Here is a 13,853-nt window from a genome sequence, read left to right as displayed (position 1 = left end):
ATTAGCGGTGAGATGGATCATGGTGCAGATGGTCACGGTGGGACGAGGAGTCGTCGCCAGAAGGGGTGGGCGAGGAGTTTCCAGGACAACCCAGACGATCCCCAACCCCTGGCATCGCGGACGAATTGAGGTAGTCCTGAGGCAGTCTTGAGGATTGCTGAATGTTTTAGTGCGAATTGTCGTTTTATGTGCTCTTCAACGAGGCTCGTGGGCACCGGGCGTGCGGGGTCGGGCGTACGTCGCGTCATGGTGGTGTACGGCACGCGGCCCGAGGCGATCAAGATGGCTCCCCTGGTCATTGGTCTGACCGAGGCGGCGCTCTTCGAGCCGGTGGTGGTCGTGACAGGGCAGCATCGGGAAATGCTCGACCAGGTCCATGAGACGTTCGGCATCGAACCGGACGTCGATCTCGGGATCATGCGGCCGGGACAGACCCTCGCCGAGCTGACGAGCCGGGCGGTCTGCGGGCTGGACGGTCTCGTGGCCGCGTACCGTCCCGACGCGGTGGTCGTGCAGGGGGACACGACGACCACGCTGGCCGGAGCGCTAGCGGCCTTCTACCACCGGGTGCGGGTCGTGCATCTAGAGGCCGGGTTGCGCAGCGGCGACCTGTACTCGCCGTTCCCGGAGGAGGCGAACCGCAGCCTGACGAGCCGGATCGCCACCCTCCATCTGGCGCCGACCTCGGGCAGCGCGGACAACCTCCTTCGTGAGGGCGTGTCCGCCGAGTCGATCGTCGTCACCGGAAACACGGTGATCGACGCGCTCCTGCAGAGCACCTGTACGGGTCACGGGTACAGGGAACCGAGGCTGGCCGCGCTGGAGCAGGACGGCCGGCGCGTCATCGTGGTCACCACGCATCGCCGGGAGTCCTGGGGGGACCGTATGGAGGGCATCGCCCGGGCCCTGTCGCGGCTGGCGGCGGCCGGTGAAAGGGACGTGCACCTCGTCTTCCCCATGCATCCGAACCCGGAGGTGAGGCGCGCCCTGCTCCCGCGTCTCGACCGGCATCCGAACATCACGGTCACCGAGCCGCTCCGCTACGGCGACTTCGCCCGCCTGCTGCGCCGCTCGTACCTCGTGCTCACCGACAGCGGCGGGATCCAGGAGGAGGCGCCGAGCCTGAACAAGCCGGTGCTCGTGATGCGCGACACCACCGAACGGCCCGAGGCGCTCCGCACCGGGGCGGCACGGCTGGTGGGGACCGAGGAGGACGGCATCGTGGCCGGTGTCAGCGGCCTGCTCCACTCGCCCGAGGACTACCGGCGCATGGCGCGGGCGCGCAATCCCTACGGCGACGGGCGGGCCACCGAGCGGGTGCTGGCGGCGCTGGCCCACCTGTTCGGCCTCGGTCCGCGCCCCGTCCCGTTCGGAGCGCTGCCCGAACAGGGCGTGCCCCGACAGGACTACCGGGTCGTGGTCGAGGTCGAGGCGGCGAGCCATGGCGTGAGGCCGGTGATCGTGCGATGAGCGACGGCGAGCGCGCGGGCGGGCTCCGGCGGCACGCCGGGCTCAGGTGGCTGGCGGCTCTGCTGCTGAGCGCTCTCGTCGTGTCGGGCGCCAGCCTGGGGATCTTCTCCAGGAAGGAGCCGGTGACCTTGCCCGCGCCCCGTACGTGGCCGGCGTGCAGCACGAACGGCTCGGACGCGCCGGACGGACGGTCCGCGAACCCGGCGGCGACAGCACGCGCGGGCATGGACCAGAACGGCACGCACCATAACGGCAGGGACCAGAAGAGCACGCCTCAAAACGGCACGGACAAAGGCGGCACGAACGCGAACGCGACGCTGATCGCCGTCGACGACGCCGACGGGCCGGCCGCGTTCCAGGTGTACGCGGCCCGCGCCGCCAACCTGGTCTCGCACTTCGGGCCGGTACGGGTGATCCGGACGAGCACCTACCGGGCCGGCATGCTGGCCGGCCACCGGGCCCTGGTGTACGTGGGCATGTCGAGCACCCAGCGGCTTCCGGCGGCCCTGCGCGGCGACGTGCTCGCCGGCCGGCGCCCCGTTCTCTGGCTGGGCGGCAACATCGGCACGCTCACCACGGCGGACGACTTCGCGCGGCGCTACGGCTGGCGATGGGGCGGCGAGGGCCTGGCGCCCCGCCGGGTTCCGCGCCAGGGAACCGACGCCCAGCCGCCGATCCCGCAGTCCGGGCAGGTCGTCCAGCGCGGCGCGGGCCTGGAGCGCGTCACTGGCGTCCAGTACAAGGGGGTGCTGCTGAGCCGCGACCCCGGCCAGGGACCGATCAGCACGTTCGCCGCTCTCGACCCCAGCAGAGCCCGGGTGCTGGCCACGGCGGTCACGACGGATCGCCGGACGGGTCCCTGGGCCGTCAGGTCCGGGAACCTCACCTACGTCGCCGAGGTCGCGTTGAACATCGACGAGGACGACGACCGCTTCCTGGCCGTGTCCGACCTGCTGTTCGACCTGCTCGCTCCCGGAACGCCTGCCCGCCACCGCGCCCTGGTCCGCCTGGAGGACCTCGGACCGCAGGCCGATCCCGAGGCCATCCGCGCGGCGGGGGAGACGCTGTCCCGGCTCGGCGTCCCGTTCAGCTTCGGCGTCATCCCGGTCTACCGCGGCCCGCTGAAGGACGGTCAGGAGCGGGCGACCATCCGCCTGCGGGACCGGCCGGAGCTGGTGCGGGCCCTGGTCTACCTTCTGGAGCACGGCGGCACGATGGTCCTGCACGGCTACACCCACCAGTCGGACGGCCCGCCCAATCCCACGAACGGGGAGAGCGGGCAGGACTTCGAGTTCTTCCGCACCCACTTCGACGCCCAGCAGCGGCTCATCTACGACGGAGCGATCCACGGCGACTCGGCCACCTGGATGGAACACCGTCTCGACCAGGCGGTGGCTGAGGTCCGCGCGGCCGGCCTGCCCGAGCCGCACGTCTTCGAGGTGCCGCACTACGCCGCCTCGCCGGACGACTACCGCGTCATCGCGCGCAAGTTCGCCGCCCGCTATGACCGCGGGGCCTACTTCACCCCCGGCTGGGAGGGCCACGCGCCGGTGTCGCCGTACATGGACGAGCAGTTCGCCCCGTACGTGATCCGCGACGTCTATGGCAGCGTCGTCGTCCCGGAGACCCTCGGCATGGTGGAGCTGCACCCGGTCATGGAGGACGAGGGGACCCCAGAGGCGATCGTGGAACACGCCCAGGCGCAGCTCGTGGTACGCGACAACGTCGCGGGGTTCTTCTACCACCCCTTCCTCGGCGCCGACCGGCTGAAGGACATCGTCGGCCGGCTCAAGTCGATGGGATACCGCTTCGTGGCGCCCTGTCAGCTATGAGAGTGGCCCCCTTCAGCTAGGAGAGAGGCCCCTGTCAGCTAGGAGAGAGGAAAGGCAAGCGCCATGACTGAGCTCCTCGCGCGGGCCGTGGACGTCGGGGCGACGGCGTTCGGCGTGGCCCGGCTCGCCCTGGCGGTCGCCGGACTGCTGTTCGCGCTGTACGTCGTCGTCCTCGGCACGCTCGTGCTGGCCGCCCACAGGAGGCGCCGATGATCACCGTGCTGGTCCTGTGCGCGCTGTCGGCCGTGCTGCTGGTGTTCACCTACACGCTGGGGATGTACCTGGAATCGGCGGGCATCGCCGAGCACCCCGCCGGCGACGGCGGCGACTTCTCCGTCGTCTTCCTGGTGCCCTGCCTGAACGAGGAGCGGGTCATCGCCGCCACCCTGAGCGCCCTGCCCGGCGGCCAGGTCCTGGTCGTGGACGACGGCTCCGACGACGGGACGGCCGAAGTCGTCCGGCGGGTCGCCGGCCCGCTGGTCCGCCTGCTCAAGCGCGAGCCGCCGGACGCCCGCCAGGGCAAGGGCCGGGCGCTCAACCACGCCCTTCGCCACTTTCCGGAGGAACTGCTGGACGACGCCGACCGTGTCCTGGTCTGCCTGATGGACGCCGACGGCCGGCTCGACCCGCGGGCCCTGGACACGGCGCTGCCGTACTTCTCCGACCCCCGGGTCGGCGCCGTCCAGATGGGGGTGCGGATCGGCAACCGGACGCAGAGCCTCCTGACGCGGATGCAGGACATGGAGTTCGTCGTCTACACCTGGATGTTCCAGCGCACCCGCACCCGCATCGGCTCTGCGGGGCTCGGCGGCAACGGCCAGATCATGCGGCTGAGCGCCCTCCTGGACCTGGGTGACGACCCGTGGTCGCCCAGCCTGACCGAGGACCTGGACCTGGGCGTGCGGATGGTGCTGTCCGGCTGGCGTACCGCCTGCGTCCCGGACGCGACCGTGAGCCAGCAGGGGCTCGTCAGCGTGCGCGCCCTGGCGCGGCAGCGCTCACGCTGGTTCCAGGGGCACCTTCAGGCGCTGCGGCTCGTGCCGTCGGTGGTCGGGCGGGCGTCCGGCCGGGTGGCGACCGACCTGCTGAACGTGCTGCTCAGCCCGTTGCTGATCTTCGTGGGCGCCTTCATGACGATCTCGCTGGTCGCGTCCCTGGTGGGGGTGGCGTTCTCGCCGGTGGCGCGCGAGCAGCTCATCCAGCCGGTGCCGATCGCGTCGTGGTACGCGCTGACGTTCGGCGCGGCCTTCCTGCTCGGGCCGCTCTACGCGCGCATCAGCGGTGACATGGGGCGGTTGCGCGGGCTCTGCTACGGTCACCTGTTCATCGTCTACAACCTGGTCTGGCTCGTGGCGGCCTGCCGGGGGCTGTGGCGGGCGGCGCGCGGCCGGCGGGTCTGGATGAAGACCGAACGGCTGGCCGATCCGTCACCGGGACCCGCGTGAGAGCGCTCGCGGGCCCGGCACTGGCCGCCGTCGCGCTGCTCGCCCTCCCGGTGGCGCCCGCCGCGCCCGCCCCGTGCGTCCCGTGGCCGGAGGGGACCGTCCGGGCGGGGCTGTTCCTGACCTACGACGGGTACGGCAGGGCGTGCACGTACCAGGCCGGCGGCCGGTGGGTGTGGCGGCTGTCACCGCGGCCCGCGCGAGCCCCGGCCGAGACGCACGCCGCGCTGGCCCTGACCACCGGCCGCTACACGGACGTCCGGATCCGCGTACGGGCCAGGACCCTGCACCAGCTACGGCGCCCCACGCCCAACGCCTGGGAGGTCGCCTGGGTCGTGTGGCACTACACGGACGACGACCACTTCTACTACCTCGTGCCCAAACCCAACGGCTGGGAGCTCGGCAAGGTCACCCCCGGCTACCCGGGCAACCAGCGTTACCTCGCCACGGGCGCCCGGTCCTACGCGCTCGGCGTGTGGCACACGATCGAGATCCACCAGGTGGGCGCCACGATCACGGCCAAGGTGGACGGCCGTCACCTGGTCCGCTTCCACGACCGTGAACGGCCCTATCGGGGCGGCCACGCCGGCCTCTACAACGAGGACGCCACGACCTGCTTCACCGACCTGCGCGTCGCATCTGCGGCACGGCGGTTTCGCGGCGGCTCGCTGCGGTAAGTGAGGCCTTGAACGGGGGAGGGATCGCCGGGGTCACGGTCGTGCGACCGCGCCGCCACCGCGCTCGCCGGCGATCGGTGGCTGACTCGAGGTGATGGCGTGGTGGAACGGCCGGGGGCACTGGTCATCGAGGACACCGCGGAGATGCGCAGGCTGTTGTGCGAGGTCCTGCGGATGGCCGGTTTCGAGGTGTCGGAGGCGGCCACCGGGGCCGAGGGGCTGGACCTGGTCGCGCAGAGGCGGCCCGACCTGGTGACGCTCGACCTCATGCTGCCGGACATGGACGGCATCGAGGTGTGCCGGCGGCTGCGGGGGATGACGAGCGCGTACGTGATCATGGTGTCGGGCCGTACGGAGGAGGCCGACCGGCTCATCGGCCTGGAGGTGGGCGCCGACGACTACATGACCAAGCCGTTCTCGCCGCGGGAGCTGGCGGCGCGCGTCGCGGCGATGTTCCGGCGGCCCCGCCGCGAGCCGGAGAGCGCCTTCCCCGAACGGGCGGGGGTCCACGAGTTCGGCGACCTGGTCGTGGACGAAGAGAGCCGCGAGGTGCACCTGGCGGGCCGGCCCGTGCCGCTGACCCGCATCGAGTTCGACCTGCTGGCGCTGTTCGCCTCCAACCCGAGGCGGGTATGGCCTCGCGAGACGTTGACCCGGGCGATCTGGCACACCGACTGGCCGGGCAACGCCCACGTGATAGACGTCCACATCGCCAACCTGCGGCGCAAACTCGGTGACGACGCCCGGTCCGGCCACTGGGTGCGCACGGTGCACGGTGTGGGCTACAGGTTCGGAGACGGAGGGGACATGCGCGATGGTCCCGATTCACGTTCTGCTGTGCGGGAGCGGTGACGACACGGCGCCGCGCGACGCGCTCCGGCTGCTGCGCGAGGCCGCGACGCTCCCGGCCGCGCCGGATCTCGCTGGAACGGCCGGGCTTGGCGGAGGAGATCCAGATCAGGTTGCCGTTCTCGTCGGTGAGGGCGAGGAACAGCAGGCCGTGGACCTTGTGTTTGCCGTTGTAGTTGGTGCGGTTGGCTCGCCCGGTGCGGCGGCGGGTACGCACCAGCGTGCCGTCCAGCAACACGACCTGCCCGCCGGCCTTGGCGATCTTCTTCAGGGCGCGGTCCAGGCGTGGGGCGTGCCGCGAGCAGGTCGATGACCTCCAGCAGCCAGCGGCGGATGGTGGAGGCTGAGACGTTGTTGCCTGCGCACAGATCGTCTTGCAGGACAGCGGATCCTAGCCGGAGCACACCGCGGACAGCACGCCTGGTAGTCGGCGGGCAGCACGTGAACCCCGGCGGCCTCATGCCGGAAGCCGCTGGAGATGGCCATCTGGCGCCGCGACGGCTAGGCCGAAGAGCTGGAGGGACTGGTCCATCACTCCGATCGCGCCTGTTCATCCGCTACACCGACCGGCTCGCCGACGCCGGCGGGGTCGCACACCTCTGGGCCGCACTCGGGTCGTCGCGGGCCGCCTGGGTGGTGCGGTGTCAGGCGTTCCTGGCCGTGAGGTGCCGGGTCAGCTCCTCGGCGAACTCGGCGGCGTGCGAGAGGAAACCGGTGTGGCCGCCCGGCAGCTCGATGACGCCCAGGCCCAGCCGTTCGCCGAGGCGCCCGATGGCCTCGTAGCAGGGATAGCCGTGGGATTCGCGCCCGGCGACCGGGAGGATCCGGTCGGCGTGCTGTGTGAGGGCGTCCAGGTCGAGCTCGGCTGGCGGGTACTGACGCAGCTCGTGTTCGAACCAATAAGCGGCGTTGGCGTCGTTCCTGGGGGCGCGAGCCATGGTCCGCCGGTCGATCTCGGCGAACGTCCGCTCCCGGAACGCCTCCAACGCAGGCTCGATCCCCGACGATCGGTAGAGATCGTAGACGCCGCTGAAGAAGGTCTCCCACTCCTTCCCGTCGGGCAGTTGCCCCAGGGCGGGCGGCTCGTACGGGACAAGCGTGCGCACCGCTTCGGGGTGGCGGGCGAGCGTCTCCAGGCCGACGATGGCCCCCGAGCTGGCGCCGAACACGGTCGCAGAGTCGTCGCCGCCCAAATGCCCGATCAGCCTCCGTACGTCGTCGGCGTCGGTCTGGAGGCGGCGGTCGTAGTCCTGAGGCCCGGCGAGGCGGCTGCGTGAGAAGCCGCGCCGGTCGTAGATGACCACGGTGTAGTGCGCGGCGAGGTGCGCCGCGACCATCCTGAACACGTCGGCCGTGCCGCCGGCTCCCGGGACCATGACGAGGAGCGGCCCGTCGCCGTGGGTCTCGTAGTAGAGCCGTGCTCCGGGGACCTCTACCTGGCCCGCCGCGACGGCCTGCCGCAAGGTCGACAGGTGTTCCGCCTGGTGTGAGAGGGCCACGCCGATCACCTGCTCCAGCGTCCGCTTCCCGTCGGAGAAACGGCTCGTGGCCGGGTCCAAGACGCTGTCGAGCCGCTCGTCTGTCAGGTCGCCGAGCCGGCTGATCTGATCGTTGGCGCGGGTCAGGTCGCCCAGGAGATCGGCCAGGTTCGCGGGCCCCGGCGCTCCGTCGTGGCCGCCCCCGTGCGTTACTGATCCATCGTGCTGTCCGGCCTGGTGTGCCGCCGGGCCGTCCGCAGCACCCCGGACGAGTCCGCCGAGCCGCCCGTAGCCGTCGGCCAGATGACGCCCGGCCGCGCCGACGGTGTCCCCCGCACCGTCGCCGCCCTCGTCGTGGCACGGTTTGCGCAGATCGGCCTCGGTCATGCGACCGAACAGGTCCATCGCTTCGCGCAGCTGGCGGGTCGCCGCCTCCATCAGTGCCTTACCGCGTTCGCTCACAGCAGTGCCCCTTCCTCCGTGGCATGTGAGGATTTTTCGATACACACTGTATGTATCATGAGCGGCATGTAGTGTTCAATTCGATGCTGTTCCACTGCATCACGGTGTATTGATCCACAAGGAAAGGACTCACGTATGAGCGACGCGCCCGTGCACCCGCACGGCCCTCCGGAGGACCTGTACGGCACCACGCCCCCATGGGACGTCGGGCGCCCCCAACCGGCGTTCGCCGCCCTGGCCGAGGCCGGCGAGTTTCGCGGCAGGGTGCTGGACGTCGGCTGCGGCACCGGCGAGCTCGCGCTGCTGTGTGCCGGCATGGGACTCGACGTCACCGGCGTCGACCTCGCGCCGAAAGGGCTCCAGGCCGCCGCGGAGAAGGCGCGCGAGCGGGGGCTCGCCGTCCGGTGGCTGCGCCATGACGTGCTGCGGTTGGGCGAGCTGGGCGAGACGTTCGACACCGTGCTCGACTCGCTGATCTTCCACATCTTCGGCGACGCCGACCGGGCCACGTATGTCGAGAGTCTGCGCGCCGCCCTGCGGCCGGGAGGCCGCTACTTCATGTTGTGCTTCAGCGAACGGCAGCCGGGCGCGGGTGAGTACGGTCCGCGCCGGGTGACGCGGGAGGAGATCGCGGCGGCGTTCTCCGACGGCTGGAAGATCGACTCGATCGACGCCGCCACCATCGACAGCAATCTCGGCCCGGAGGGCCTGGCGGCCTGGCTGGTCGCCCTCATCAGGATCTGACCCCGAGTCCGAACAAGCAGAAGGAGCACGATGCCGACCAGCGAAGCCACGGTCAAGATCGAACGGCCGAGCCGCTATCTCACCCAGCTCTGCCGCCACGCCCAGCAGATGGGCGGGCGCAAGGGCCACCAGATCCCCGGCCACCTCGGCCATCGGCCGCCTGCCGAGCGGCCGCAACGCGTCGAGGCCGAATGGAGCGACACCCACGGCACCATCACGTTCGACTGGGGCACCTGCACCGTGGACGCAACCGACGACACGCTGGAACTGCGGATCGAGGCGGACGACCAGGAGAACGTGCGCCGGATCGAGGAGCTCATCGCCAGGAACCTCACCCGGTTCACCGCCCGCGACCCCGTCAGCGTGGAGTGGCGCTCCAAGGACGGATCGACCACCACGGAGAGATCACGGACCCTGCACGGATCACAGGCTTCGGCGGGCGGTCGCAAGCGGGGACGCGGCCAGGCGATGCTCATCGCCGTGACCGTCGCGGTGGGCGTCGCCATACATGTGGGCGTGGGGGTAGGCCTGCTGGCCATGCCCCAATGGACGGGCATGATCGTCGACCTCCTGCTGCTGGCCGTCGCCGTCAAGCTCGTCTTCGTCGGCGTGCACCTCTACCGCCGCCGCAAGGTTGCCAGAACCCGCTCCTAAGGCCGCATCCCGGCCATGACGACCTCGAGCAGGCGCTGAACGGCCGCCTTAGACGGCATCGCGGCCGCCGCCTGAAGGGCGTGCCGGCAGTAGGCCGCCAGCTCGTCGGCCGGCACGTCCGCCCGCACGTGACCGGCTTCGGCGGCCCCTGCCAGCACGTCGCGGAGCAGCTCGTCGAGCTCCTGATGCGCCCGCGCGACGTACTCCCCTTTGTGCAGGGCGGCGAACACGTCCGCCCCGAAGCTCTCGTGCTCGCCGTGGTGCCCGCGCTCCCGCTGGATGTGCGCGTACGTCCGCAGCACGGCCTCGAGCCGCTGCTCCGCGCCGCCGGCGTGATCGCGGGCCGTGACGAGCTCCTTCAGATGCTCGGCGACCCGGCGGTCGTGCCAAACCAGCACGATCGTCTCGACGGCGGGGAAGTATTTATACAGGGTCGCCCGCCCGATGCCGGTCTGCTCGGCGATCTGCGACATGGTCACCCCGAGCAGGCCGCGCTCGGCCACCAGCGCGGCGGTGGTGTCGAGAATCGCGTCACGCACCGTGCGGCGGTGCGCCTCGATCGTCTCGTTCCACAACTTCGGCACCACACAAGCTTACTGCTACAAAACGCTGTGCATAAGTAACGACATAGTGTCTCGCAAAATCCTCGCGAGCCGGCTGACCAGCCCTTGCGCTCGCCGTCGACCATGCGGTGTCGTGTCAGCGGCCGCGTCAGGAGCCGGCCAGGACAGCGGCGGGCACGACGGCTTTGGGCGCCGGGGCCATGAAGGTCACCCGGCGTGGGTCAGCTCCCGCACGTTGTCGTAAGAGATGGTCTTGGAATCGCCCAGCAGCAGTTCCCGCCGGTCGGCGATCTTCTGCAGTGCCCGCATCGCCCCGACGACCTGCGACACCTCCGCCGCGCCGCCATCGTAGACCCGGGAAAAGACCGGCACCCCGCCATCGGCGCTGGTGCCGATCCCGGCCGGATCTGCTTCAGATCCGGCCGCCGGTCCTTGGGATGGCCGTACTTGGACCGGGGGAACTCCTCCTCGGCCTGGTCATAATCGCCGAACAGGGAGATCGGTCGGGTAGCGGTGGCACGTTACCGCGCCACCGCCCCCTCAGAACCGGGCGAGCGGGCTTTCCCCGCACCTCGGCTCAAGCAAGCCACGAGGGCGTCACGGCGATGATGTCACCGGGTCCTGCGCGCGCGGGCCTGGTGGCTGCGGTTGCAGGAGGCGTGCACCAGGCGGGTTGTGGTTCTGTCCGGCTGGCCGTCCCGCCCGTGGTGGGTGAGGTAGAGGGCGGCTATCGCCCTGCGGGCGGTGCTCAGCCACCAGTTCTCCCATTCTCGGGGGGATTGCGGCGGTTGATCGGCGGCGAGAAGAGCCTCGCCGCAAAGCGGGCAGCGTCCGTCCTGCCTGGCGAGCAGGCGCAGGTTATAGCTGTCCAATGGGGGTTTGATCTTTCGCCGCCGCTTGGCCCAGTACTCGGTCAGGTCCGGGTCGTCGGGAGAGGCCCGCCCCGTCACGAGCTGATGCCGGACGATGGTGGTCCAGGAGAACTTGGCCAGGTGGCGGACATTCCCCCCGTCAGAGACGGAGGTGCGGTCCCCGAACACCCACCGGTCGTTCCTGAACCGGTTGAACCGGCCGAAGTAGCGTCTGACGATCCACTTCTTCGGCTTGTTGGAGTGCGTGTGGCGTGCCCATCGGAAAGTGGGCCACCACACGTGATGGTCCAGCGCGGAGAAGATCTTGCTGGCCACCACTCCTCGGTAGTAGGCGGCCCAGCCCCGCATGATGGGGTTGAGCCTGGCGATGACCGCCCTCGCGTTCGAGCCGCGCAAGGCGCGGACCTCGTCGGTGAGCCTCTTCCGAAACCGCCTGACCGCATCCTGGCTCGGTTTGATCAGCAGCTTGTCGCCTGGGTAGCGACGCAGGTTGAACCCCAGAAAGTCAAAACCCGCTTCGAGGCGCACGACTCTCGTCTTGTCCTCGTTGAAGATCAGCCCTCTAGGACCCAGCCACCGGGCGAGCCGCTCCTTGACCTGCGCCGCGTGCTGCTCGGAATGGCAGCACACGACCAGGTCGTCGGCATACCTCACCAAGATCGGAGAACCGTTCCACCGCCACCTCACCCTGATTGGTTATGGTGCGGTAGCGGACTCCAGCGGCCTCTTCCAGCCCGTGGAGCGCCACGTTCATCAGCAACGGGCAACTTCCAGAATTCCAGGGGAGGCAGCAGCACACTCGGCATATCCGGGGGTGAGGAACCAGCGGACAGCCGTTGGCGCTGAGAAGGATCTTGGCCGCAACGAGTGAGGTCGCTCTTGGCCGTGAAGGTTCTTCAGCGGGTTGCCCGGTCGCGGCGTCGGCGGGCGGCGCGGATCTCGAAGTCGGCGACCTTGTCGTCGAGCAACGCGTACAGCTGCGATCTCGACACCGGCGGCGGCGCAGTAGCTCTGCCGGCGATGGTGGGCGGCGTCGTAGGACAGAGGTCCGCCGCGGCCGTTGATGGAGGCGCGGAACAGCGGTCCGGCGGTGTAGCCGGCGCGGGTCAGGTAGAGCTTGAGTAGGGTGACGTAGCCGCGGTCGTCGAGCAGGACGGTGCGGACGCTGCCGCCCTTGCCGTGGATGCGGACGTGTTCGTCGTCCAGCCGCAGGTCCAGGTCTTCGACGTACAGCAGGTGCGTACAGCAACACGGCCTTACATCATCACACTCCACCAGCCGCTACCCACCGCCTGACCAGGCCGGGACGTCGTTGACAAGGTATCTGCCCTTCCCTACGGATCAGAAGGTTACGGGTTCGACTCCTGTCGGCCGCGCTTATGTGAAAGGCCCGTCACCAGGGGCTCCCTGGGACGGGCCTTCGTGTTTGTCTTGACCATCTCGCGATCTTGCTAACACCCCTGCTAACAGGCGCTCAGAGGATACTTCCGCCTACTCGCCGATCGCCTGAGTGAAGATCTCCGCAGCGGATGCTTCCGCCGTGAGTTTGTCACTTCACGAGTGATACCCCCCGGGTCTTTTTGTCGATCAGGTCGGCGAGGAGTTGGTCCCACATGGCTGCGATGGTGGTGGGGCGGTATCGGGCCGAGGTGTTCAGGGCGCGGGCTCCGAGCTGCCGGCGTAGTTCCTCGTTCTCGATGAGTGTGCAGATCGCGTCGGCCATCGCGTGGATCTTGCCGGATTCGACGAGTAACCCATCGAAGCCGTGGGTGATCAGCTCGGCCGGTCCGGTGGGGCAGTCGTAGCTGATCACCGGCAGCCCTTTGCTCATCGCTTCCAAGATGACCATCGGCATGCCCTGGCGGCGCGAGCCGAGCACGAATAGGGAGGCGGTGTCCAGTTCCGCGCCGACGTCCCTGGCAGCACCTTCCAAGAGCACCCGGTTCCTCAGCCCGCGCTTGTCGATCGCCATCTGGAGTTTGGCCGCGCGGGGGCCTGCGCCGACGATGCGCAAGCTCCAGTCCGGATGTCTGGCATGGACATGGACCCAGGCGCGGATCAGCAGGTCGTGGCCCTTGACATAGGCCAGACGACCCACGGTGACCGCGTTCTTGGTCGTGAGGGCGGCGGGGCCGCCGCTCAGCCGGGTGACGGCGTTGGGGATCTGGATCAACGTCTGCGGGCCGTTGCCCCTCTTCGCCGGTAGGCGTGCTCGTAGCTGAGGAGGTCGGCCTGGGTGAGGGTGACGAGGGCGTCGAGCCTGCCGGAGCGGCGCAAGATCTGTGCGCGAATGGCCGGCCGGTGGCCGGACAGGTTGCCATGCTCCTGGGCGATCGTGATGACCTCGGGCGGGGCGAAGCGGGCGGCGATCAGGTTCAGGGACGCTCACGTTCCCTGAGCACGCTCATGATCTCGACGTCGCGCGTACGCGCGAGGTGTTCGGCGAGGTTGAAGACGGTCCTGATCGTGCCGCCCATACCGTTGGCGTGCAGCAACAAGATGCTCACCGTTTGGCCGTCGGCCGGAGGCGCCGAGCGGGCACGCTGGCGGTCGCGTATCTCCAATGCCCGAAGAAGCGTCGTCACGGCGGCGCGACGTACGAATGACACGTCACATTTCCGTTCACGGTGATGGCGGCCCCTTGCGTGAAGCCGGAAGAAGGCGGCCGTAGCGGTGTGGCCCGGTCCGGGGCCGGGGCGTGGGCAAGCCCGGCCCCGGACCGGGGCCAGTGGTGGGGGTTTGGTCCTGGCCGGGCGCCAGGGGTGGGGGCATGCCCGAGCGCGTTTGCCGGGGGGTGGGCCCCGAGGGAG

General features: G+C 69.8%; 15 protein-coding genes. 9 read left to right on the top strand and 6 right to left on the bottom strand.

Annotated features, from left to right (window positions below; genetic code table 11):
- The first annotated feature begins 207 nt into the window (after positions 1–207).
- The 7 genes from wecB to AB0B64_RS55385 all read left to right on the top strand — a co-directional run bounded on the left by wecB (position 208) and on the right by AB0B64_RS55385 (position 6,583).
- Positions 208–1,470, top strand: a complete 1,263-nt coding sequence (gene wecB / locus AB0B64_RS55415) for a UDP-N-acetylglucosamine 2-epimerase (non-hydrolyzing) (protein WP_358202975.1) — start codon at positions 208–210, stop codon at positions 1,468–1,470.
- Positions 1,467–3,302, top strand: coding sequence for a DUF2334 domain-containing protein (locus AB0B64_RS55410; RefSeq protein ID WP_358202964.1), 1,836 nt, complete (start codon positions 1,467–1,469; stop codon positions 3,300–3,302). Before wecB ends, AB0B64_RS55410 begins: the two co-directional genes overlap by 4 nt.
- 63 nt (positions 3,303–3,365) lie before the next feature.
- Entirely contained in the window at positions 3,366–3,515 is a 150-nt protein-coding gene (locus tag AB0B64_RS55405) for a hypothetical protein (protein WP_225302465.1), read from the top strand.
- Positions 3,512–4,747 (top strand): glycosyltransferase family 2 protein, encoded by a 1,236-nt coding sequence (locus AB0B64_RS55400; protein WP_358202957.1) that lies wholly within the window; start codon positions 3,512–3,514, stop codon positions 4,745–4,747. Before AB0B64_RS55405 ends, AB0B64_RS55400 begins: the two co-directional genes overlap by 4 nt.
- On the top strand, positions 4,744–5,421 hold the full coding sequence (locus tag AB0B64_RS55395; protein ID WP_357961097.1) for a hypothetical protein: 678 nt from the start codon (positions 4,744–4,746) through the stop codon (positions 5,419–5,421). The genes AB0B64_RS55400 and AB0B64_RS55395 overlap by 4 nt, the downstream gene beginning before the upstream one ends.
- 99 nt (positions 5,422–5,520) lie before the next feature.
- A complete protein-coding gene (locus tag AB0B64_RS55390; RefSeq protein WP_357961094.1) occupies positions 5,521–6,273 on the top strand; it encodes a response regulator transcription factor in 753 nt (250 codons plus the stop codon).
- The gene (locus AB0B64_RS55385) at positions 6,236–6,583 is read left to right on the top strand and encodes a hypothetical protein (RefSeq protein WP_357961241.1); all 348 of its coding nucleotides are present in this window, start codon (positions 6,236–6,238) and stop codon (positions 6,581–6,583) included. The genes AB0B64_RS55390 and AB0B64_RS55385 overlap by 38 nt, the downstream gene beginning before the upstream one ends.
- Before the next feature lie 331 nt (positions 6,584–6,914).
- Here the strand turns inward: AB0B64_RS55385 and AB0B64_RS55380 are convergent, their stop codons facing one another.
- A complete protein-coding gene (locus AB0B64_RS55380) occupies positions 6,915–8,210 on the bottom strand; it encodes an alpha/beta fold hydrolase (RefSeq protein ID WP_358202943.1) in 1,296 nt (431 codons plus the stop codon).
- A 135-nt stretch (positions 8,211–8,345) separates the two neighbouring features.
- On the opposite strand from AB0B64_RS55380, the gene AB0B64_RS55375 reads away from it, so the two are divergent.
- Together AB0B64_RS55375 and AB0B64_RS55370 are read left to right on the top strand one after the other, a co-directional pair.
- Complete coding sequence (locus tag AB0B64_RS55375; protein ID WP_357961087.1) at positions 8,346–8,954, top strand: class I SAM-dependent methyltransferase; 609 nt, start codon at positions 8,346–8,348, stop codon at positions 8,952–8,954.
- A 30-nt stretch (positions 8,955–8,984) separates the two neighbouring features.
- Entirely contained in the window at positions 8,985–9,608 is a 624-nt protein-coding gene (locus AB0B64_RS55370; RefSeq protein ID WP_357961084.1) for a DUF2218 domain-containing protein, read from the top strand.
- Here AB0B64_RS55370 and AB0B64_RS55365 read toward each other — a convergent pair.
- The 5 genes from AB0B64_RS55365 to AB0B64_RS55345 form a co-directional block, all read right to left on the bottom strand.
- On the bottom strand, positions 9,605–10,192 hold the full coding sequence (locus tag AB0B64_RS55365; protein WP_357961081.1) for a TetR/AcrR family transcriptional regulator: 588 nt from the start codon (positions 10,190–10,192) through the stop codon (positions 9,605–9,607). The genes AB0B64_RS55370 and AB0B64_RS55365 overlap by 4 nt on opposite strands.
- Before the next feature lie 186 nt (positions 10,193–10,378).
- A complete protein-coding gene (locus AB0B64_RS55360; RefSeq protein WP_357961079.1) occupies positions 10,379–10,543 on the bottom strand; it encodes a hypothetical protein in 165 nt (54 codons plus the stop codon).
- A gap of 239 nt (positions 10,544–10,782) precedes the next feature.
- Positions 10,783–11,697: a group II intron maturase-specific domain-containing protein gene (locus AB0B64_RS55355; RefSeq protein WP_358203283.1), complete on the bottom strand. Its 915-nt coding sequence runs from the start codon at positions 11,695–11,697 to the stop codon at positions 10,783–10,785.
- An 895-nt stretch (positions 11,698–12,592) separates the two neighbouring features.
- Positions 12,593–13,141, bottom strand: a complete 549-nt coding sequence (locus AB0B64_RS55350) for a glycosyltransferase (RefSeq protein WP_358202924.1) — start codon at positions 13,139–13,141, stop codon at positions 12,593–12,595.
- Between the two features lie 277 nt (positions 13,142–13,418).
- Positions 13,419–13,550 carry a hypothetical protein gene (locus AB0B64_RS55345; protein WP_357961070.1) on the bottom strand — a complete coding sequence of 44 codons (132 nt, stop codon included), beginning with the start codon at positions 13,548–13,550 and terminating at the stop codon, positions 13,419–13,421.
- Positions 13,551–13,853: the final 303 nt, after the last annotated feature.

The sequence above is a fragment of the Nonomuraea sp. NPDC049129 genome (assembly GCF_040648495.1).
In the GTDB taxonomy this organism is placed as follows: Bacteria; Actinomycetota; Actinomycetes; order Streptosporangiales; family Streptosporangiaceae; genus Nonomuraea.
The sequence above is the reverse complement of the archived record's forward strand: the minus strand, read 5'-3'. Positions and strand labels throughout refer to the sequence as shown.